This is a genomic window from Salipiger marinus, from assembly GCF_900100085.1.
Taxonomy (GTDB): Bacteria; Pseudomonadota; Alphaproteobacteria; order Rhodobacterales; family Rhodobacteraceae; genus Salipiger; species Salipiger marinus.
Genome location: NZ_FNEJ01000001.1, coordinates 200,945 through 221,513, shown reverse-complemented (window position 1 = coordinate 221,513; position 20,569 = coordinate 200,945). Strand labels below are relative to the sequence as shown.

23 protein-coding genes are annotated in these 20,569 nt (G+C 66.9%); 5 read left to right on the top strand and 18 right to left on the bottom strand.

Annotation, left to right across the window (positions count from 1 at the left end; all coding sequences use genetic code 11):
• Positions 1-38: 38 nt before the first annotated feature.
• The 5 genes from BLR51_RS01160 to BLR51_RS01140 all read right to left on the bottom strand — a co-directional run bounded on the left by BLR51_RS01160 (position 39) and on the right by BLR51_RS01140 (position 4,450).
• Positions 39-578 carry an aspartate carbamoyltransferase catalytic subunit gene (locus tag BLR51_RS01160; protein ID WP_089842469.1) on the bottom strand — a complete coding sequence of 180 codons (540 nt, stop codon included), beginning with the start codon at positions 576-578 and terminating at the stop codon, positions 39-41.
• Entirely contained in the window at positions 575-1,525 is a 951-nt protein-coding gene (locus BLR51_RS01155; protein WP_089842466.1) for an aspartate carbamoyltransferase catalytic subunit, read from the bottom strand. The genes BLR51_RS01160 and BLR51_RS01155 overlap by 4 nt, the downstream gene beginning before the upstream one ends.
• 118 nt (positions 1,526-1,643) lie before the next feature.
• Positions 1,644-2,612, bottom strand: coding sequence for an MBL fold metallo-hydrolase (locus BLR51_RS01150; RefSeq protein ID WP_089842463.1), 969 nt, complete (start codon positions 2,610-2,612; stop codon positions 1,644-1,646).
• 72 nt (positions 2,613-2,684) lie between these two features.
• A complete protein-coding gene (gene rsmD, locus BLR51_RS01145; RefSeq protein ID WP_089842460.1) occupies positions 2,685-3,242 on the bottom strand; it encodes a 16S rRNA (guanine(966)-N(2))-methyltransferase RsmD in 558 nt (185 codons plus the stop codon).
• The gene (locus tag BLR51_RS01140) at positions 3,239-4,450 is read right to left on the bottom strand and encodes an NAD(P)/FAD-dependent oxidoreductase (protein WP_089842457.1); all 1,212 of its coding nucleotides are present in this window, start codon (positions 4,448-4,450) and stop codon (positions 3,239-3,241) included. The genes rsmD and BLR51_RS01140 overlap by 4 nt, the downstream gene beginning before the upstream one ends.
• A gap of 82 nt (positions 4,451-4,532) precedes the next feature.
• Here BLR51_RS01140 and BLR51_RS01135 point away from each other — a divergent pair, with 82 nt between their 5' ends.
• On the top strand, positions 4,533-5,021 hold the full coding sequence (locus BLR51_RS01135; RefSeq protein WP_089842454.1) for a peroxiredoxin: 489 nt from the start codon (positions 4,533-4,535) through the stop codon (positions 5,019-5,021).
• A gap of 36 nt (positions 5,022-5,057) precedes the next feature.
• On the opposite strand, the gene BLR51_RS01130 is transcribed toward BLR51_RS01135, so the two are convergent.
• From BLR51_RS01130 to BLR51_RS01105, 6 genes are all read right to left on the bottom strand, one after another.
• Positions 5,058-5,348, bottom strand: a complete 291-nt coding sequence (locus BLR51_RS01130) for a 4a-hydroxytetrahydrobiopterin dehydratase (protein ID WP_089842450.1) — start codon at positions 5,346-5,348, stop codon at positions 5,058-5,060.
• On the bottom strand, positions 5,345-6,535 hold the full coding sequence (locus BLR51_RS01125) for a GNAT family N-acetyltransferase (protein WP_089842447.1): 1,191 nt from the start codon (positions 6,533-6,535) through the stop codon (positions 5,345-5,347). The genes BLR51_RS01130 and BLR51_RS01125 overlap by 4 nt, the downstream gene beginning before the upstream one ends.
• A 70-nt stretch (positions 6,536-6,605) precedes the next feature.
• Positions 6,606-7,361, bottom strand: a complete 756-nt coding sequence (locus BLR51_RS01120; protein ID WP_089842444.1) for a glycerophosphodiester phosphodiesterase family protein — start codon at positions 7,359-7,361, stop codon at positions 6,606-6,608.
• Positions 7,361-7,822, bottom strand: a complete 462-nt coding sequence (locus BLR51_RS01115) for a RidA family protein (protein ID WP_089842441.1) — start codon at positions 7,820-7,822, stop codon at positions 7,361-7,363. Before BLR51_RS01115 ends, BLR51_RS01120 begins: the two co-directional genes overlap by 1 nt.
• 108 nt (positions 7,823-7,930) lie before the next feature.
• Positions 7,931-9,241 carry an HlyD family type I secretion periplasmic adaptor subunit gene (locus BLR51_RS01110; protein WP_089842438.1) on the bottom strand — a complete coding sequence of 437 codons (1,311 nt, stop codon included), beginning with the start codon at positions 9,239-9,241 and terminating at the stop codon, positions 7,931-7,933.
• The gene (locus tag BLR51_RS01105; RefSeq protein WP_089842433.1) at positions 9,241-10,971 is read right to left on the bottom strand and encodes a type I secretion system permease/ATPase; all 1,731 of its coding nucleotides are present in this window, start codon (positions 10,969-10,971) and stop codon (positions 9,241-9,243) included. Before BLR51_RS01105 ends, BLR51_RS01110 begins: the two co-directional genes overlap by 1 nt.
• Positions 10,972-11,162: 191 nt before the next feature.
• On the opposite strand from BLR51_RS01105, the gene BLR51_RS01100 reads away from it, so the two are divergent.
• Positions 11,163-11,924: an MlaA family lipoprotein gene (locus BLR51_RS01100; protein WP_165616709.1), complete on the top strand. Its 762-nt coding sequence runs from the start codon at positions 11,163-11,165 to the stop codon at positions 11,922-11,924.
• The gene (locus BLR51_RS01095; RefSeq protein ID WP_089842426.1) at positions 11,924-12,523 is read left to right on the top strand and encodes an MlaC/ttg2D family ABC transporter substrate-binding protein; all 600 of its coding nucleotides are present in this window, start codon (positions 11,924-11,926) and stop codon (positions 12,521-12,523) included. Before BLR51_RS01100 ends, BLR51_RS01095 begins: the two co-directional genes overlap by 1 nt.
• An 89-nt stretch (positions 12,524-12,612) precedes the next feature.
• On the opposite strand, the gene BLR51_RS01090 is transcribed toward BLR51_RS01095, so the two are convergent.
• Together BLR51_RS01090 and BLR51_RS01085 are read right to left on the bottom strand one after the other, a co-directional pair.
• Positions 12,613-12,819 carry a cold-shock protein gene (locus tag BLR51_RS01090; RefSeq protein WP_089842420.1) on the bottom strand — a complete coding sequence of 69 codons (207 nt, stop codon included), beginning with the start codon at positions 12,817-12,819 and terminating at the stop codon, positions 12,613-12,615.
• Positions 12,820-13,041: 222 nt separating this feature from the next.
• Positions 13,042-15,249, bottom strand: coding sequence for a transglycosylase domain-containing protein (locus BLR51_RS01085; RefSeq protein ID WP_089842417.1), 2,208 nt, complete (start codon positions 15,247-15,249; stop codon positions 13,042-13,044).
• Positions 15,250-15,510: 261 nt separating this feature from the next.
• On the opposite strand from BLR51_RS01085, the gene BLR51_RS01080 reads away from it, so the two are divergent.
• Together BLR51_RS01080 and amtB are read left to right on the top strand one after the other, a co-directional pair.
• Positions 15,511-15,849 carry a P-II family nitrogen regulator gene (locus BLR51_RS01080; protein ID WP_089842414.1) on the top strand — a complete coding sequence of 113 codons (339 nt, stop codon included), beginning with the start codon at positions 15,511-15,513 and terminating at the stop codon, positions 15,847-15,849.
• Positions 15,850-15,881: 32 nt separating this feature from the next.
• Positions 15,882-17,219 carry an ammonium transporter AmtB gene (gene amtB / locus BLR51_RS01075; RefSeq protein ID WP_089842411.1) on the top strand — a complete coding sequence of 446 codons (1,338 nt, stop codon included), beginning with the start codon at positions 15,882-15,884 and terminating at the stop codon, positions 17,217-17,219.
• Positions 17,220-17,471: 252 nt separating this feature from the next.
• Here amtB and BLR51_RS01070 read toward each other — a convergent pair whose 3' ends face one another.
• From BLR51_RS01070 to recO, 5 genes are all read right to left on the bottom strand, one after another.
• Positions 17,472-18,242, bottom strand: coding sequence for a FadR/GntR family transcriptional regulator (locus BLR51_RS01070; protein ID WP_089842408.1), 771 nt, complete (start codon positions 18,240-18,242; stop codon positions 17,472-17,474).
• A 68-nt stretch (positions 18,243-18,310) separates the two neighbouring features.
• On the bottom strand, positions 18,311-18,751 hold the full coding sequence (locus tag BLR51_RS01065) for a molybdenum cofactor biosynthesis protein MoaE (protein ID WP_089842405.1): 441 nt from the start codon (positions 18,749-18,751) through the stop codon (positions 18,311-18,313).
• A gap of 3 nt (positions 18,752-18,754) precedes the next feature.
• Positions 18,755-19,000: a molybdopterin converting factor subunit 1 gene (gene moaD, locus BLR51_RS01060; protein ID WP_089842402.1), complete on the bottom strand. Its 246-nt coding sequence runs from the start codon at positions 18,998-19,000 to the stop codon at positions 18,755-18,757.
• Positions 19,000-19,665 (bottom strand): CDP-diacylglycerol--glycerol-3-phosphate 3-phosphatidyltransferase, encoded by a 666-nt coding sequence (gene pgsA / locus BLR51_RS01055; RefSeq protein ID WP_089842399.1) that lies wholly within the window; start codon positions 19,663-19,665, stop codon positions 19,000-19,002. Before pgsA ends, moaD begins: the two co-directional genes overlap by 1 nt.
• A gap of 67 nt (positions 19,666-19,732) precedes the next feature.
• Entirely contained in the window at positions 19,733-20,467 is a 735-nt protein-coding gene (gene recO, locus BLR51_RS01050; protein WP_089842396.1) for a DNA repair protein RecO, read from the bottom strand.
• Positions 20,468-20,569: the final 102 nt, after the last annotated feature.

Below are 20,569 nucleotides of genomic sequence, written 5' to 3'. Positions count from 1 at the left end.
CGGGGCTCCGGACGGTTGGGAGGCAGGGCGGATCATGGTCAGCGCGCCAGAACGACGTAAAGCCCGGCCAGCACAAGCGCGGCCAGACCCGCCAGAACCAGCAGCAGCACCCGGCTGCGCGGCGCGGCGGCACCGGGGGCGCCCGACGTGCTGCCCAAGGCAGAGGCGCTGCGCAGCGCGGGGCCGCGCGGGCGGGCGGCTTCTTCGGCGAAGGTGGCGATCCAGCGCAGCGGGGCGGCGATGGTCAGATCCTGCGCCTCGTGGTCGAAGGCCTGACTGGGCAGGATCACCACATGGCCGGCAAGCGCGTCCAGCCGAGGCCGCATCTGCCGCGCCTCCTCGCCCTTCACGGCATGGGCCTGCGCCAGATAGGCAGAGAGCGGCATGTCGCCCAGATCGCGGATCGCCACCACATCGACAAAGGCGGGCCGCAGGTGGCGCGCGCCAAGCGCGTAGCGCAGCGGCCATTCGCCGGTGCCCGCTTCGGTGGTGAACCGTTCCACGGCTTCGGGGGGCAGATCCAGATGGAACACCCGGACCACGCCGGTTTCCGATCCGTTGATCTGCATCCGGGTCATGCCGACAGCTCCGTCGGGCGGGCCCGCAGGTTGCGCGCCAGCAGATCCATCGCCGCCATGCGCACCGCCACGCCCATTTCCACCTGTTCCTGAATGACCGAGCGGTTGATGTCATCGGCGATGGTGCCGTCGATCTCCACGCCGCGGTTCATCGGGCCGGGATGCATCACGATGGCATCGGGCTTGGCATGGGCCAGCTTTTCGGCATCCAGCCCCCAGCGGTGGTAATATTCGCGCTCGGACGGGATGAAGCCGCCGTCCATCCGTTCCTTCTGCAGACGCAGCATCATCACCACGTCGACGTCGCGCAGGCCCTCTTCCATGTTGTCATAGACCTCGACCCCGAAGGCGTCGATGCCTGCGGGCATCAGCGTGGCGGGGCCGACCAGACGGATGCGGTTTTCCATCTTGTGCAGCAGCAGCAGGTTGGACCGGGCGACGCGGCTATGGGCGATGTCGCCGCAGATGGCGATATTCAGCCGGTGCAGCCGTCCCTTGGCGCGGCGGATGGTCAGCGCGTCCAGCAGCGCCTGCGTCGGGTGTTCGTGCCGCCCGTCGCCCGCGTTGATGACGGCGCAATGCACTTTCTGCGCCAGCAGATCCACGGCGCCCGACTGCGGATGCCGCACCACCAGCAGATCAGGATGCATGGCGTTCAGGGTCAGTGCCGTGTCGATCAGCGTCTCGCCCTTCTTGATGGAGCTGGCCTGCATCGACATGTTCATCACGTCGGCCCCCAGCCGCTTGCCCGCCAGTTCGAAACTGGACTGGGTGCGGGTGGAGTTTTCGAAGAACATGTTGATCTGGGTCAGCCCCGACAGCAGGCTGGAATGTTTCTCCCGCCGCCGCGACAGGGTGACATACTGATCCGCCAGATCGAGAAGCGTGGTGATCTCGTCGGCACGGAGGGGCTCGATGCCCAGAAGGTGGCGCTGGTCGAAACGCATGGACGGGCTCCCGGCAGGTTGCCGCGGTTATAGGAACGGCAGCGCGGCGGGACAAGGGTCTGTGCGGGTGCCCCGGGCGGGCTGTGGCGCAGAGGGCATGCCCCCCTGCGCCCCAAGCTCAGCCCCACTGCCAGAGCGCGGGCACAAAGCTGTAGGCTTCGCCCTCGCGCCGGACATGGCCGACGCCGGGGAAGGGGAAGTGATAGCCCAGCACCGCGATGCGGTCGGTGGCGGCCATGTCGAGGATCCGGCGGCGGGTCGCCACGGTCTGCGCGCCGTCCATGTCGAAGCCGTTGAACCAGTCGGGATGGACAAAATTGGTGTGGATATGCGTCATCACATCCCCCAGCGCGATCAGCTGCTGGCCGCCGGACTCCACCACCACCGACATGTGGCCCGGCGTATGCCCCGGAGAGGCGATGACCCGCACGCCCGGCGCCACCTCCTGCCCGTCGTCCAGCAGCGTCCAGTCGGCGCCCTCGACCTGCAGCGAATTCTGCGCGCCCACCACGAACTGCTGCATTTCTGCGGGCACGGTGGTGGCAAGCCCGTCCTGCATCCAGAATTCATGCTCGGCCCGGCCGATGAAATACTGCGCGTCGGGCAGGATCGCCTCGTCGAAATCGTCGCGGATGCCCCAGACATGGTCGGGATGGGCATGGGTGATGACCACATGGGTGATGCTGGCGGGATCCACCCCCGCCGCCTCCAGATTGGCCATCAGCCGCCCCGCCGTATCCAGAAAGCGGTTGCCGGATCCGACATCGACCAGCACCTTCGCCTCGCCCGTCTCGATCAGCAGGTGGTTGGTGTGGGAATAATGTGTCTCGGGCGACTGGAAGTAGCTTTCGAGAAAGGCCTTCACCTCCTCGGGGTCGGCATTGACCCCCAGCCCGCTGGCGGGCAGCACCAGCGCGCCATCCGAAATCACCGTCAGCTTCGCCTCGCCCAGCGTGAAGGAGAAATGCGCAGGGTTGCCGGTGGCGGGTCCGCCCAGATCGGCGCGGGCGGCCACGGGCAGGCTCAGCGCCGGGGCACTGGCGGCCATGGCGAGCATCTGGCGGCGGTTCGGTCTGAAGATGGTCATGGTATCCTCCCATTCACGGCTTTGAATGAAAGAATACTGCCCCAGCCCCGGATTGCCAGCAAAACCGCCCGGTCAGGGCGCGCGCAGCAGGGTCACCGTGCTGTCGCCATAGCGGCGGCTGTCGAGCAGGGCAAACCCCTCCGGCGCGTCCTGCGGCAGCCGTTCCTCCCAGACGATCAGCGCCTCGGGGGCAAGCCAGCCGCCCGCCTGCGCCGCCGCGAGCGCGCGGGCGCCGAAACCCTTGTCATAGGGCGGATCCAGAAAGACCAGCGTGGCGGGCGCCGGTGCGGCGGGCAGGCGCAGGGCGGAGGTGCCCAGCACCACGGCCCGGTCGGCACAGCCCAGCAGGCGGATATTGTCGCGCAGAAGCCGCTGCGCCACCCGGCCATCATCGACAAAGGTGGCATGGTCCGCGCCGCGCGACAGCGCCTCCAGCCCCAGCGCGCCGGTGCCTGCAAACAGATCCAGCACCCGCGCCCCGTCAAACGGCGCGCCAAACCGCCCGCCGCCCAGCATGTTGAACAGGCTTTCGCGCACGCGGTCGGTGGTGGGGCGCAGATGCGCGCCCGGATCGCCCTTGCCCACGGCGCTCAGCGCGCGGCCGCGCCAGTCTCCGGCGATGATCCTCACGCGCGCAGCAGCGCCTTGAGGTCGGCGCCCGCATCGCCCACCACCACCGGATCGGCGCTCTTGCCCGCCTCGATCAGCCGCTTGCCCACCATGAAGGCGCGGGGATCGTTCATCGCGTCCAGCGCGATCAGCTGGCCCGCGCGGTAATACCAGTGCGACACCGGGCCATCGCCGCCCGCGCGCACCACCACCTGATCGTAACCGGTGTTGAGCCCGGCGATCTGCAGCTTCACGTCATACTGGTCGGACCAGAACCACGGTTTGGGCACATAAGGGGCTGCGGCCCCCATCAGGTTGTCGGCCACCGCCTCGGCCTGATCGATGGCATTGCCCACACTTTCCAGCCGCATCTGCCGCCCCTCATGCGGGAAAGACGCGCAGTCGCCCGCTGCCCAGACGTTCGGGGCGGAGGTGCGGCCCATCTCGTCGGTGCGGATGCCGTTTTCGATGGCAATGCCAGAGGCTTCGGCCAGCGCGGTTTCCGGCAGGATGCCCACGCCCACGATCACGAAATCAACCGGCAGGGTGCTGCCATCGGTCAGATCCGCCGCCGTCACGCGGCCGTCGCTGCCGGTCAGGCGGCCCAGCCCCACGCCTTCGCGCAAATCGACACCATGCGCGACATGCAGGGCGCGGAACCAGTCCGATGTCTGCGGGGCGGCGACGCGCTGCAGGATGCGGTCGGCCATTTCCACCAGCGTCACCTTCAGCCCCAGCTTGGCCGCGACCGCCGCCGCCTCCAGCCCGATATAGCCGCCGCCCACGATCAGCACCCGCGCGCCGGGGGTGAAGCGGGGCCGCATCGCGTCCACATCGGCGATGCCGCGCACCACGCAGACCCCCTCCAGCCTGCCGCCGATGGCCTCGGGCAGGGTGCGGGGCGTGGATCCGGTGCAGAACACCAGATCGTCATAGGCAATCTCGCGCCCTGCCGCGATCACATGGCGCGCGGTGGTGTCCACGGAAACGGCAGGCTCCCCCAGCAGCAGGGTGATGCGCTGGTCGTCGTAAAAGCTGCGCGGGCGCAGGAACAGCCGGTCCTTGTCCATCTCGCCCAGCAGATAGGCCTTGGACAGCGGCGGGCGCTGATAGGGTGGCTCTGACTCCGCGCCGATCACGGTGATCGCGCCCTCGTGGCCCTTGCCCCGCAGCCGTGCCACCAGCGAGGCCGCTGCCTGCCCCGCCCCGATCACCACGATATCGCCCATGCCTGCCCCCGATAACTTTTGCCAAGATCGCGCGCAGCCTATATCCCCGACGCACGGAAACGCAATTGATGGAGAGACCCGCATGGCCCTAGCCGCAGGTGATACGCTGCCCGATGTTTCGCTGGTGAAACTTGGCGCATCCGGCCCCGAACAGGTGGCGCTTGGCGATCTGGTCAAGGGACGCAAGGTCGTGATCTTTGCCGTGCCCGGCGCCTATACCCCCACCTGTTCCTCGGCGCATGTCCCGAGCTTCATCCGCACCAAGGCCGGGTTTGACGAGAAGGGCGTGGATGAAATCATCTGCCTGTCGGTCAACGATCCCTTCGTGATGAAAGCATGGGGCGAGGCGACCGGCGCCACCGAGGCCGGTCTGACCATGCTGGGCGATCCCGACAGCAGCTTCACCACCGCCATCGGCATGGAGTTCACGGCACCGCCCGCCGGGCTTTACGCACGGTCCAAGCGGTATGCGATGCTGGTCGAAGACGGCAAGGTGACGCTGGTTCATGCCGAGGAAAGCCCCGGCACCTGCGAGGTGTCCGCAGGCGAATCGCTGCTCGCCGCGATGTAAGCGACAGGGCCGGGCATTGCGCCCGGCCCTTTTTCGTCAGAGCGCGTCGAGCTTGCGCGCCAGCTTGGCGTCGAGCGAGCTGAGCCCGCCGACGTCATGGGTGGTCAGCTTGACCTCCACGGTCTTGTAGACATTGCGCCAGTCGGGGTGGTGGTTCCACTTCTCCGCCCAGAAGGCGGCGCGGGTCATCCATGAAAACGCTTCGATGAAATCGGCAAATTCATAGGTCTTGCAGATCGCATCTTCGCCCTCGCACAGCGTCCAGCCGGTGGCATAAAGCGGCGCAAGCATGGTGTCGCGCCCGGTGTCGGACAGTTTCTCGGTCATTCCGTTTCCTCGCGGTCGGTCGTCTTGCGGAAGGGGCCGTAGGCGGTCAGGATTTCCACCTCTTCGTTGACGGCCCGCAGCTCTGCTTCAAGATAGTGTGCCACGGCGCGGGAAAAGCCCTTGTCGGGAAACCAGTGCAGCGAATGGGTCTCGCTGGGCAGGTATCCGCGCGCCAGCTTGTGTTCGCCCTGCGCCCCCGCCTCGACACGGGCCAGACCGTGCTGGATGGCGTAATCGATGGCCTGATAATAGCAGGCTTCGAAATGCAGGCACGGGTGATCTTCGGTGCAGCCCCAGTAGCGGCCATAAAGCGTGTCGCGCCCGATGAAGTTCAGCGCCCCCGCCACCAGCCGCCCGTCGCGTTCGCACATGACCAGCGCCACGTCGTTGCGCATGGTGCGGTGCACCTCGTCGAAAAACGCCCGGGTCAGATAGGGGCGGCCCCATTTGCGGCTGCCGGTGTCCTGATAGAACCGCCAGAACGCCTCCCAGTGGCGCGGTTCGATCGCGTCACCGGTCAGCATGTGGATGCTGCCGCCAAAGGCCTGCGCGCGCTGGCGTTCCTTGCGGATCGCCTTGCGCTTGCGCGAGGACAGCGCCGCAAGGAAGGCGTCAAAATCCGCATAGCCGTCGTTGAACCAGTGGAACTGCTGGGTGACGCGGCGCTGCAGCCCCATGCTTTCCCCGGCAATCGCCTCGGCTTCGGTGCAGAAGGTCGCGTGCAGGGATGACAGCCCGTTTTCCGCCGTCAGCTGCACCGCCGCCTGCACCAGCGCCGACATGCCCTCGGCCTCGAATCCGGGGCGGGTCAGGAAGCGGCGCCCGGTGGCCGGGGTGAAGGGGGCGGCGATCTGCAGCTTCGGGTAATAGCTGCCGCCCGCCTGATCGTAGGCCTGCGCGAAGCTGTGGTCGAAGATGTATTCGCCCTGACTGTGGCCCTTGGCATAAAGCGGGCAGACCGCGATCACCTGCCCGTCCTTTTCCGCCACCATCGGATGCGGTTCCCAGCCGGTGCCCGGCCCGACCGATCCCGACACTTCCAGCGCGCGCAGGAACCGCCATGTGGTGAAGGGGCTGAAGGGCGCGCCGCCCTCCGCCGTCTCGGGGCAGGCGCAGGCGTCCCAGTCGGCTTCGGCGATCTGGTCCAGCCCGTGCAGCACGGTTACGGAAATGCTGTCCTGTTCCATTGGCTTGGTCATCTGTCCTGTCCCCTGCGGGCCAGTATCTGGACCGTTGCCCCCGGGGTTCAAGCCACACTCACGCGAGGTATCCCTCGAAGGTGATGTTGCGGGCAATCTGTCGCGCCTCGGCCTCGGCTTCGGGGCTGCGGATGGTCCAGCACAGCACCTCTGCCCCGGCCTCTGCCAGTTCGGCCACGCGGGGCCGTGCCAGATCGCGCCAGTGATGGCTGATGAACGAGGCGCCGGTGCGGTCGTAATCGGGGATCTCGCGCAGTTCGGCGCGGCGGCTGGCAGAGAGCGTCGGCCAGCCCTCGGCCTCATAGCCATCCGTGGTCAGCCCGCGCGGCAGGTCGGGCGCCAGCTCGGCCAGCGCCGCCACCGAATGCGGGTTGAAGGACATCAGCGCGACCGGCCCCCGGTAACCGGCCAGATCGGCGACGGCGGCGCGTTCCAGCGTGCCGACATTGGCGCCCATGCCGCCATCCTGATCCTTGACCTCGATCAGCAGCGGCACGCGGCCCGCCACCAGATCCAGCACCTCGGCCAGCGTGGGAATGCCTTCGTCGCTGTCGCGCAGGCGCAGCGCCGCCAGATCCGCCGCCCGCCGCTGGCGCAGCGGGCCGCTGGCCCCGGTCAGCCGGTCCAGCAGATCGTCGTGGAACACCATGGCGCAGCCATCCGAAGACAGCTGCAGATCCATCTCGATCCCGTAGCCTGCCGCGATGGCGGCGGTGATGGCGGCGCGGGAATTTTCGGGCCGCCCCAAGGCGCGGTCGTGCAGGGCACGGTGCGCGATGGGGCGGTCCAGAAAGGCCGGGGGCAGGGCGGGCATCAGCTCAGCTCAAAGATGCCTTCGATCTCGACCGCGACACCCAGAGGCAGCGACGCGGCAGAGACGGCGGAACGGGCATGGCGTCCGGCATCGCCGAGCAGGGCCACCATCAGATCCGAGGCGCCGTTGACCACCTTGGGCTGTTCGGTGAAGTCGGGCGTGGAGTTGACGAAGCCGGTCAGCTTCACCACCCGCTTCAGCTTGGACAGATCGCCGCCACAGGCCGCGCGCACCTGCGCCAGCAGCGACAGCGCGCAGCGTTCGGCGGCCTTGGCGCCTGCGGCGGTGTCCAGATCGGCGCCGAGCTTGCCAAGGATCAGGCCATTCTCGTCCTGGCAGATCTGGCCCGAGACATAAAGCATCGCGCCGCTCTGTACGAAGGGCACATAGTTGGCGGCGGGGGCGGGGGCGTCGGGCAGGCTCAGCCCCAGATCGGCAAGGCGGGTGTCGAAATCGGTCATGGTCGTCTCCTTGGCAAGCATTGCCGCGACGCTAGACCCGCCCGCCGCCAAAGGAAAGGGGCCGCAGCCCGGACGGGCGCGGCCCCTGCCATGCTGCCCATCACGGGCTCAGGTTTCGCGGAAAGCCTTGGTGAAGTAATCGGTGAAGGGCTTCACCAGATAGGCCAGCGGCGTGCGGTCGGCGGTGCGCAGGAACGCCTCCACCGGCATGCCGGGCACCAGCACCGATCCTTCGGGCAGGCGGTCGATCTCGCCTTCGCTCAGCATGATCTCGGCGCGGTAATAGCTGGCCGAGCTTTGCTCGTCGGTGAAGGCATCCGCCGAGATCAGCGTGACCGTGCCGAACAGTTCCGGCGTCTCGCGCTGGTCCAGCGCGGCAAAGCGCAGCGTCACCTGCTGGGACATGTGCACCTCGTCGATATGGATCGGCGGCACCTGCACGGTGATGACCAGCGGACGGTCCTGCGGCACCAGAAACAGCACCGGATCGGCGGGGCGGATGACCGAGCGCGGCGCAAACACCGTCAGCCCGTAGATCACGCCCGACACGGGGGCGGTGATGTCCAGCCGCTTGAGCTGTTCGATCAGCGACAGCCGCTGTTCGGCCAGTTCGCGTTCGCGATACTGCATGTCGCGCAGCTGGGTGATCGCCTCTTCGCGGCGGGTGGTCTCGAGCTTCAGGATCTCGATGTCGATCTCGGTCATGCGGCCTTCGGCCTGCGCCTTCTGCGCGGTCATGTCGCCCACCGAACCCGACAGCCGCGCCTCTTCGCGCTGCAGCGCCAGCACCCGGCTGGCCTGCGCCAGCCCGCGATCCAGCAGCGACTGCTGGTCGGCCAGTTCGCGTTCGATCAGCGACAGCTGGCTGGCAAGCGCGGTCTGCTGCGCAGCGATGCCATCCACCTGATTGCCGATCTGGTCGCGGCGTTTGGCCAGCTGTTCGATCTCGCGCGCCACGGTGTCGCGGCGGGCGAAGAACAGGTTGCGCTGGCCCTCGACCAGTTCCGCGACCTCCGGGTCCAGATCGGCCTGCGCCAGCACGATCTCGTCAAAGCTGATCTCGTCCTTGCCGTCGCGTTCCGCCTGCAGCCTGCCGCGCCGCGCCACCAGTTCGAAATACTGCCCCTCGATGATGGTCAGTTCCGACAGCAGCAGCGTGGGATCAAGCCGGATCATGGTCTGGCCCGCTTCGACGGTATCGCCTTCATCCACAAGGATTTCTGCCACCACGCCGCCATCGGGATGCTGCACCACCTGCCGGTTGCGCTCTACCTGAATCTGGCCGCTGGCGACGATGGCGCCAGAGATGTTGGTGGTGGCGGCCCATGTGCCGAAGCCGCCGACCAGCAGCACCAGCGCCGCAAGGCCGATGATCAGGGGACCACGGGTCGGAAACCGCTTATCCGCTTCGCTGGACATCAGCGCACTCCTCCGGGTCCGGCATGTTTGGTGATCTGGTCGTGGTTGGCCACGCGCGAGCGCAGCACCTCGTCCTTGGGGCCAAAGGCGGCGCGGGCGCCCTGATCCAGCATCAGCAGCGTGTCGCATTCGCGGATGGCAGAGGGGCGGTGCGCCATGATGATGACCGACTTGCCCTCTTCCTTCATCCGCTTGATGGCAAGGTTCACCGCCTCCGAACCTTCGTTGTCGAGGTTGGAATTGGGCTCGTCCAGCACAAGGATCACCGGATCGCCATACATGGCGCGGGCCAGACCGATACGCTGCATCTGCCCGCCGGACAGCCGCCCGCCATTGGCGGTGACGCGGGTGTCATAGCCGCCGGGCAGCTTCAGGATCATCTCGTGCGCGTCGGCCTTGCGCGCCGCCTCGACGATGCGGGCGGGGTCGGGATTGGGGGACAGGCGGGCGATGTTCTCGGCGATGGTGCCGTCGAACAGCGTGACCCGCTGCGGCAGATAGCCGATATGGTCGCCCAGCGTTTCGCCATACTGGTCCAGCGTGGCGCCATCCAGCCGGATGCGCCCGCCCGCAGGCCGCCAGACCCCGGTGATGGCGCGGGCCAGCGTGGATTTGCCCGCCCCGGAGGATCCGATCACGCCGATTGCCTGACCGGGCAGCACGTCAAAGGACACCAGCCGCAGCGAGGCCTGCTGTTCCCCCGGCGGCACCACGGTCAGCTGCTGCACCTCCAGCTTGGCGCGGGGGCGGGGCAGCGGGGTGCGCGCCGGTTCGGGCGGCATTTCCCCCAGAAGCTGCACCAGATTGTCCCAGCCCTTGCGGGCGCGGGTGACCAGCGGCCACTGCCCGATGGCGGTTTCCACCGGGGCCAGCGCGCGGCCCATCAGGATCGACCCCGCGATCATCGCGCCGGGGGTCAGCTGCCCCTCCAGCACCAGATAGGCGCCAAGGCCCAGCATGGCGGATTGCAGGAACAGCCGGAAGGTCTTGGTCGAGGTGGTGAAGGTGCCGACCAGATCGCTGGTGGTGATCTGCCCCTCCAGCGAGTCGCTGCGGGCCTTTTCCCAGCGTTTGAAGGCGGCGGTGCGCATGCCCATGGCCTGCACCGTTTCCGCATCCTGCCGGATCTGGTCCGAGGTCTGTTCGGCCACCAGCATCTGCCGGTTGGATTTCAGCGTCGGGTTGCGGGTCATCACCTGGTTCAGCACCGTGACCACGATCAGCACCAGCCCGCCCGCGATGGCAAGATAGCCCAGCCACGGGTGGAAGACAAAAATCCCCGCGATGAAAAGCGGGGTCCACGGAATGTCGAAAATCGCCATCAGCACCGGCGAGGACATCAGCCGCTGCACCGATTCCAGATCCTTGAGCCCGGAGGAGGACAGCTCGTCAGGCTTCACCGCCGCGCGCCGCATCACGGCGTCAAACACGCGCAGATCCAGCGCGGACTGGAAGCGGGCGGCAACGCGGCCCATGATCCGGCCCCGCGCATAGTCGAGAAGCCCCATCATGCCGTACAGAAACACCACCAGCACCGACAGCGCGATCAGCGTCGCCTCAGAGCGGGAGCCGAGCACGCGGTCATAGACCTGCAGCATGTAAAGCGGTCCGGTCAGCATCAGCATGTTGACGAAGAAACTGAAAATGCCGACGGTCCAGTAATAGGGGCGGCTTTGCCTGCGGGCGGCGGCCAGTTCGTCGCGGCCGGCGGTCTGGGATCTGTTCTGCATGAGCGTGGGTCCGCTCTCCATGTCTTTTTTCAATGTCCCGACGGGGGCTCCGCAGGGATGTTCGGTCGCGATGGCCTGTCGCTCTTGCGACACGGATCAAGGCCAACACCCGCCGGTGGCTTGGGCCTCGGGCCGTTTCGAATTATGAGGGCCTTGTACAGCATGATCGGATTTTTCCAATGCGAATTCCTATGGCGGTATACCTGACCCGGGCCCGTGCGGGCGTCGCTCTGGCGGGGCTGCTGGTCGCGCTGGCGGGCTGTTCGGTGCCCGGCCCCGGAGAGGCCCCCGACGGCATCCATGACCCGCAGGAGGCCACCAACCGCCGCATCCATGCCTTCAACAAATCGCTGACCGGCGGGGCCGGGCAGGGCGGTGGCGTGATCGCCGCCATTCCGCAGCCGGTGAAGGCGGGGGTGACCAATTTTGCCGACACCGCGTCGCTGCCGCAGACCGTGGCCAACCAGATCCTGCAGGGCCGTCTGCTGCGCGCCTCGCGCAACACGCTGCGGTTCACGGTAAACGCCACGCTGGGGCTGGCGGGACTGTTCGACGTGGCAAGCCCGCTGGGCCTGCCCGAAGACGAAAGCGATTTTGGCGAAACGCTGTATGTCTGGGGCCTGCCCGAAGGCGCCTATATGGAACTGCCGGTGCTGGGGCCGTCCACCGAACGCGATGCGGTGGGGCGGTTCGTCGATCTTTTCACTGATCCGCTCTATTATCTGCTACCCAGCCCCGACCGTTACTACGGCACCGGCGCGCGCGTGGCGGCAAAGGTCATCAAGCTGGATGATTATGGCGACCAGATCGACGCGCTGATGAATGACAGCGCCGACAGCTACGCGCAGCTGCGGCTGATCTGGCTGCAGAACCGGCGCTTTGAACTGGGCGATGACCGCGCGGGGGGCGAGGACTATATCGACCCCGAAGCGCTTGATACGGAGGGATTCTGATGACGCATCATTTCACCCGGCGCCAGCTTCTGGGCTCTGCCCTGTCGCTGGCCCTGATCGCGGCCCTGCCCGGCGCGGCGCTGTCCGCCACCGAGGCCGAGGCGCGCGGCCTTGTCGACCGGCTGGTGGCCGACATCAACGCCGTGATCACCGCCGGGAAATCCGAAGCGGCGATGATCGCGGATTTCGAGCGGATCTTCATCACCTATGCCGACATGCCCTATATCGCCGCCTATGCGCTGGGGGCGGACGGGCGCCGCGCCAGCCCCGCGCAGAAAAAGGCGTTCTCCGCCGCTTTCCAAGGCTATGTGGCGCGCAAATACGGCAAGCAGTTCCGCAAGTTCATCGGAGGCCGGATCGAGGTCAACGGCGCCTCGAAGGTCAAGAACGCCTATCAGGTGTCCACCACCGCCTATCTGCGCGGGCAGTCGCCATTCGAGGTGACGTTCTTTGTGGGGGAAAAATCGGGCCGGTTTTACAACATGTATATCGAAGGCGTGAACATGCTGCTGACCGAACGGACCGAAATTGGCGCCATGCTGGACCGCCGCCGCGGCGATCTGGACGCGATGATCCGGGATCTGGCGCAGGCGGGCTGAGCCCGCGAGGCGGATCCCCCAAATGCAAATCGCGCCGCAGATGCGGCGCGATCAAAATCATCAGGTCGGGCTGAAAGCCCTGACGCGGTTCAGGCCAGAGCCAGATCGCGTGCCGATTCACGACCGTCACGGCCGGTTTCGATCTCGAACGTGACCTTCTGGCCGTCCGGAAGATGCGAAATGCCCGCGCGCTCAACGGCGGAGATGTGGACGAAGATGTCCTTGTTGCCGTTTTCGGGCTGGATGAAGCCGAAGCCTTTGGTCTGGTTGAACCATTTCACGGTGCCGTTGGCCATCGTGATGTTCCTTCTTAGATGTTGCTGCCCGCAGTATGCGACAGCCCGGCTGGTCAGTTCGATAGCAGACTGAGGCCGGTGAAGGATACAGGATGCAGCATGAATAACGTAGCGACTCTGTCTTTACAGGAGAAATCCCGAATCAGCAATGCCCGGAGCCGGATTTCTCGGGCGGGCCGGCGGGTCCGCGGCATTTCGCCTGTCACCCGCCGGTTCCCTGTCTCAGTCGCGGGGCCCCAGCAGGTCGCGCAGCACCTGCTGGATGATGTTGTCGCGCTGCTGCCGTTCCGGGTCGGGGGCCTGCTGGCTGACCTGCGGCTGCGGCGGGGCCACCGGCTCCGGTGCGGCGGGGGCAAGATCGGGCAGGGGGTTGGCGGGCAGGCCTTCATGCACGCGCACCATGGTTTCCTTCCAGATCTCGGCGGGCAGGCCGCCCCCGGTGACGCCGGTCAGCGGCGAGTTGTCATCATTGCCCATCCAGACCCCGGTGACGTAGTCGGCGGTGAAGCCGATGAACCACGCATCCCGCGCGTCGTTGGAGGTGCCGGTCTTGCCCGCCGCCTCGCGGTCGGGCAGGCGCGCGCGCTGGCCGGTGCCTTCGGTCAGGACATGCTCCAGCATCCAGATCAGCTGACCCGCCGCCTCGGGCTGGATCACCCGTTCGCGGATGCCGCCGCCAGTGCCCATCAGCGGGGTGTCATCCCCCTTCAGCCGCAGATCGACCAGACCGTAAGGCGTGACGGCGGAGCCGCCGTTGAGAATGCCCGCATAGGCCCCGGTCATTTCCAGCAGCGAGGCCTCGGACGTGCCAAGCGCCATGGCGGGGGTGTTCTGCAGTTCCGACTGGATGCCGAAATCATAGGCCACCTTGTGGACCAGATCGCGGCCCACGTTTTCCGAGATCTTGATCGCGGGGATGTTCAGCGAATTGGCCAGCGCATCGGTCAGCGTGACGCGGCCCTTGTAGGATTTGCTGTAATTCTCGGGGCACCACTGGCCGGATCCGGCGATGTTCATGCAGAACGGTTCGTCCACCACCGTGTCATAGGGGGAATGGCCCAGTTCCAGCGCGGTGGCATAGATGAAGGGCTTGAACGCCGAGCCGGTCTGCCGCTTGGCCTGCGTCGCGCGGTTGAACACGCCAGAGACGCCGGTCTTGCGCCCGCCCACCATGGCGCGCACGGCGCCATCGGCGGACATGACCACGATCGCGGCCTGCGCGTTGGAGCCTTCGCGCACCTTGTTGTCATAGACCGACCGCATCGCCGCCTCGGCTGCGGCCTGCAGCTTGGGGTCGATCGTGGTGCGGATCACCACGTCCTCCATGGTGTCGCGGGTCAGGAAATCCGGGCCGGTGGACATCACCCAGTCGGCGAAATAGCCGCCCGCGCGCCGGTCGGCATCATCCGACAGCGACGCGGGATTGGCCTGCGCGCGCTGTTCCTCCTCGGCGGTCAGATAGCCCTGATCCCGCATCAGCCGCAGCACCGTGGCGGCACGGGCGCGCGACCGTTCAAGGTCATTGGTGGGCGACAGGCTGGACGGGGCGGACAGCAGGCCCGCGATGATCGCGGCCTCCTGCGGCTGAAGTTCTGCGGCATGTTTGCCGAAATACCGCTCTGACGCCGCCTCTGCCCCATAGGCCCCGGCGCCCATATAGGCGCGGTTGAGATAGATCGACAGGATGTCGTCCTTGGAATACTTGGCCTCCATGGCCATGGCGAACAGCGCTTCCTTGCCCTTCCGGGCCAGCGTGGTCTCGCGGCATTCGGCGACATAATCCGCCTCGGTCTCCCAGACATCGGGATCAAAGGTGGTGCCAAGGCACAAAAGCTTCGACGTCTGCTGCGAAATGGTCGACCCGCCATGGCCCGACAGCGGCCCGCGCCCTTCGGACAGGTTGATGCGCACCGCCGAGGCGATGCCGCGCGGCGATACGCCGAAATGCTGGTAAAACCGCCGGTCTTCGGTGGCGATCACCGCATTGCGCAGATGCGGCGACACGCTGGTGGCAGTGACGGGGCCGCCGAACTGGTCGCCGCGCCACGCGAAGATCTCGCCGTTATTGTCCATGAGCGTGACCGAGCCGCGCGCGCGCCCGTCCAGAAGCGCCTCCAGCGGCGGCAGCTTGGTGTAATAGTAGCCCACGCCTGCGGCCAGCAGCAGCAGCGCCACGGTGCCCACCCGCCATGTCACCGTCCAGAGGATACGGACCACCCAGCGGAACAGCCCCAGCACCAGCGCCACCAGCGGGTTGCGCCGCGATGGGGGCTTGCGGCGCGCGGGTCTGCGCCCGGAGCCGTTGCCGCCTCCCGAGGCGGGTTTGCGAGACCCCTTGTCCGGGGAACCCGACCCCGTGGATTTGGAGGATGTCGCCGTGTAGCGGCGATCGGCCACCAGCCGGCCTTTGCCACGCCCTGAATCACTCATATGCCTCTGCCCGGCCCGTTTTGTTTTGTTTTGCCGCAAGATAGCTGGTTTGGGGCGGGATGTTGACCGGGAAACCACGGGAATGGTGACTTTTTGGTGTGCTCATTGTGTGTGCATCAGGGGAAAATATGCCCGTTTTTTGCTCCGCAGGGGGTCCCGCCCGCCCCGGTTCCCGGCTGTTTCCTTCCCAAAAGCGCGGCTCGGCGGCTTTCTGCCTGTGCACAATGCAGGCAGCGCTTGCCAGAACCGAAAGGGACCAAGGTGAAACTGATCATTGCGACGATCAAGCCGTTCAAGCTGGAGGAGGTGCGCGAGGCGCTCACCGCCATCGGCGTGCGCGGCATGATGGTAACGGAAATCAAGGGCTTCGGCTCGCAGTCGGGGCATACCGAGATCTACCGTGGTGCGGAATACGCGGTGAACTTCGTTCCGAAGATCAAACTGGAAATCGTGGTTGCGGCCTCGATGGCCGATCAGGTGGTGGAGACCATCATGAAGACCGCGCAGACCGGCAAGATCGGCGATGGCAAGATCTTCGTGCTGGATGTGCTGCAGGCCGTGCGGGTGCGGACCGGCGAGATCAACGCGGACGCGCTCTGACCGCCGCGGAACGACAGATAGGGACAAATCAGATGAAATTTCTCAAGACCCTCGCTCCGGTTGCCGCGCTGATCGCGCTGCCGAGCCTCGGGCTGGCGCAGGACGACGCGCCGGCCCCCGGCGTGAACGCCGCGACCGACACCGTCTTCATCTTCAACTCGCTGCTGTTCCTCATCGGCGGGTTCCTCGTGTTCTGGATGGCCGCTGGCTTCTCGATGCTGGAAGCGGGCCTCGTGCGGTCCAAGAACGTGACCATGCAGCTGATGAAGAACGTGGCGCTGTTTTCCTTTGCAGCCATTTTCTATTACCTGATCGGGTATAACCTGATGTATCCGCTGGGCACCTGGGGCATCGAGGGCATCCTGTCCGGCGTCTGGGGCCCTGCGGTTCTTGAAGCCGTCGGCGTGACCGCCGATGCGGCGGATGACTATTCCTACGCCTCCACCGGCTCGGACTTCTTCTTCCAGCTGATGTTCTGCGCCACCACTGCCTCCATCGTGTCGGGCACGCTGGCCGAGCGCATCAAGCTCTGGCCGTTCATGATGTTCATCGTCGTGCTGACCGCGATCATCTACCCGCTGCAGGCGTCGTGGAAATGGGGCGGCGGCTTCCTTGACGAAGCAGGCTTCCTCGACTTCGCAGGCTCCACCGTCGTGCACTCCGTGGGGGGCTGGGCCGCTCTGGCTGGCGCGCTGCTGCTTGGCCCGCGGATCGGCAAGTACAAGGATGGCCGCGTGACGCCCTTCCCGGGCTCCAACCTCGCGCTCGCCACGCTGGGCACGTTCATCCTGTGGCTGGGCTGGTTTGGCTTCAACGGCGCGTCGCAGCTGGCGATGGGCACTGTGGGCGACGTGGCAGACATCAGCCGCATCTTCGCCAACACCAATGCCGCCGCCGCAGGCGGGGCCGTGGCAGCGATGATCCTGACGCAGCTGCTCTACAAGAAGCCTGACCTGACCATGGTGCTGAACGGCGCGCTGGCCGGTCTGGTGTCGATCACTGCCGAACCTCTGACCCCGACGCTGGGGGCCGCGACCCTCATCGGCGCGATCGGCGGCATCCTCGTGGTCTTCGCCGTGCCCTTCCTCGACAAGATCAAGATCGACGACGTCGTGGGCGCCATCCCGGTCCACCTCGTGGGCGGCATCTGGGGCACGCTGGCCGTGGTCTTCACCAATGGCGACGCCACCCTTGGCGCCCAGCTTTACGGCATCGTCGTGGTCGGCATCTTCACCTTCGTCGTCTCCTTCGTGCTGTGGTTCATCCTCAAGATGGTGGTCGGCATCCGGGTTTCCGAAGAAGACGAGATCAACGGGCTCGACATGGCCGAACTGGGCATGGAGGCCTATCCCGAGTTCTCCAAAGGCTGATCTCCTCCTTCCCGTCAGCCTTTTGTGACCAACTGCCCGGGCGTTCGCGCCCGGGTTTTTTGTTGCCCCTGCGGAAAGGAAGGAAGGGGGGCTCTGCCCCCCGCGCGCGCTGCGCGCTCCCCCCGGGATATTTCGGGTCAGAAGAAGCGACAGCGTGTTCTGAGCCTTCTTCTGACTGCAAATATCCCGGGGGAGTCCGCGCCAGCGGACGGGGGCGGAGCCCCCTCTGCATTTGCCCCGATTGCCGCGCGGTCAGCCGCGCGGGTGCAGGCGGTCGTAGCGCTGGCGGGCCACGTCTTCGTCGCGGGCGGCCTTGCGGTCGGCGGCCAGCGCCGTTTCCACAAATCCCAGATGCATGGCCACGGCGGCGCGGGCGGCTGCGGCATCTCGGGCCTGCAGCGCGGTGTTGATGGCGCGGTGCTGGTCCAGCAGCGCGTCGCGGGTGCTGCGCTGGCGGAACATGATGGAGCGGTTGTAGAAGACGCCTTCGCGCAGCAGCTGATACATCGACCGCATCATGTGCAGCATGATGACGTTATGGCTGGCCTCGATGATGGCCAGATGGAAATCCGCGTCCAGTTGCGCTTCTTCGGCGGGATTGCGTTTCTGATGCGCGGCCTCCATCCGGGTGAAGAGCGTGTCGATCACCCGGAGGTCGGAGTCGGTGCCATGGGTCGCGGCGCGTTCGGCGGCGAGCCCTTCCATGTCGCGGCGGAAGCTCAGGTAATCGAACACCGCCTCGTCATGATTCGCGAAAAGCTGGATCAGCGCGTCGGAAAAGGCCGAGCCCAGCACCTCGGTCACGAAGATCCCCGACCCCGCCCGGGTTTCCAGCAGGCCGCGCGCCTGCAATTCGGCCACCGCCTCGCGCAGCGACGGGCGGGACACGCCCAGCCGTTCCGACAGGTCGCGTTCGGCGGGCAGCCGTTCGCCGGGGCGCAGGATGCCGCGCAGGATCAGTTCCTCGATCTGGCGCACCACCGCGGCGGCGAGTTTTTCGGACATGACGGGTCGGAAGGGCATCTTGAGGATCCTGACGGGAATTGGTCAGATCATATGACCACGCCCCCGGCGCGGCAAGCGGTGCGGGCTCACCAGCGGCGGAGCGCGTCTTCGTCCTCGTCCTTGGCCGCAACCCAGGCCTCGCCCGCGGTGCCGCTTTCCTTCTTCCAGAACGGGGCGCGGGTCTTGAGGTAGTCCATCAGGAACTCCGCCGCCTCGAAGGCGTCGCGGCGGTGCGGCGCGGCGGTGGCGACCATCATGATGCGTTCTCCCGGTGCCATCCGCCCGTAGCGGTGGATCACCAGCACGTCGCCCAGCGACCAGCGGGCGCGGGCCTGTTCGGCGATCTTTTCCAGCGCGCGTTCGGTCATGCCGGGGTAATGTTCGATCTCCATCCCCGCCAGCGTGCCGGTGCCGTCGCGCACCGTGCCGGTGAAGGTGACCACGGCGCCCATGTCGGTGCGGCCGCTGGCAAAGGCATCGGCTTCGGCGCCGAAGTCGAAGGGGGCTTCGGTCACGACGATCCGCATGGCTCAGCCCCCCGTCATCGGCGGAAAGAACGCCACTTCGCGCACCCCGGCCAGCGGCGCGTCAAAATCGGCCAGATCCTGATCCAGCGCCACGCGCAGCGCCGACAGGTCGGCAAAGGCCGCCGCATAGCGGTCCTCGCGGGCGCGCAGTTCGTCGACCAGTTCGGCGACGGTGGCGGCCTGCGTGTCGATGCGTTCGCGGGGCAGGCCGATGCGTTCGCGCACCCATGCAAAATAGAGCAGATCCATCAGCGGTCCTCCCTCAGATGCGGCAGCGCCTTGGTGAAGTAATCCCAGCCTGTGACCAGCGTCAGCGCGGCGGCGATCCAGAGCAGGGTCAGCCCCAGATGGCCGGCCCATTCCATGCCGGTTTCCTTCCAGCGCAGGCCGTGGGTGTCGGGGGCGCCACCCTCCATCACCTGCGCCGCGGCGGCGGGGTCGATCCCGTCCAGCGACAGGGCAAGGTAATGTTCGAACATGCCTTGGGCAAACAGGGTGGCAATGGCGATCATCTGCAGCGTGGTCTTCCACTTGGCGAGCTTCGTGACCTTCAGCGTGCCTGCCGTGTCGCCCAGATATTCGCGCAGGCCCGACACGAACACCTCGCGGAAGAGGATGAAGGTGGCAGGCAGCACCAGCCAGGGCGACATGGAGGAATAGCCCACAATGACCATCAGCGCGATCACCACCATGGCCTTGTCGGCGATGGGGTCGAGCATGGCGCCAAGCTTTGATTCCTGCCCCCAGAGCCGCGCCAGATAGCCGTCGAACCAGTCGGTGACGGCGGCGGCGACAAACAGCGTAAGGGCGAACCAGTCCGCCCATGGGCGCTGGAAATACAGGAACATCACCGCAAGACCCGGCGCAGCGAGCAGGCGGAGCGCGGTGAGGATGTTGGGTATGGTCCAGCGCATGGCCGATACCTAGCGCGCTTTGCCCGGACAGGGAAGATGCCGCGGGGCAGATGGCGGGGGCTGCCTGTTATCCATGCGACGCCCGGCGCGCCAGCCGGTCGACAAACAGGGCGCGGGCGGCGGGCAGGGGGCGGTCGCGCAGGTCGCGGGCCATGTGATGGTCCAGAAAATGGCCGGTGGTGCCAAGCGCCGTCACGATTTCGGCATCGGGGGCGGCGCCCTGTCCCAGCAGCACCGGCGGCAGTGGCAGCAGGCGGCTGGCCCAGTCCCCGGCGCCCTGCCGCGACACCGCACGCCCGCTGCGGGGCGAGACATAGGCCAGCCCTTCGGTCCCGCCGGTGACCGCGCAGGCCGCAAGATCAAGGCCAAAGCCCATCTCCTCCAGCAGGGCCAGTTCCCAGCGCAGATAGGCCAGCGGCCAGAGCTCGGGCTGGCCCAGCAGATCCAGCAGCGATTCCGTGCGGGCATAAAGGGCGGGATGCGGTTCGCGTTCGGGCAGGCAGAAGCCGAGCAGCGCGCAGACCGCCTGCAGCCCGGCCAGCGCCAGCGGATCGGCCATGGCGATGGCGGCCCTTGACCGCTGCGGTTCGGCGGAGAAATTGCCCATCTGATCCTCCAGCCGGGCGCGCCATGCCAGATCCAGCTGTGCGCCGGGCTGCAGCGTGGGCGCCAGCCTGCGCGAGCCGCCGCCGCGCATCACCCCCATGTGCCGCCCGCGGCTGGGGGTGAACACGTCGAGAATGGCCGAGCTTTCGCCATGCCTGCGGGCCGAAAGAAGAATGCCGGTGTCGCGCCAGTCCATGGCGGCACTCTGGGGGCTGGGCGGCGCGGCGTCCAGCCTGACGCGACGGTGATGCGGCGCGGGCGCGCGGAGGCTTGACCTTGCGCGCGCGGCAGGGCGGAA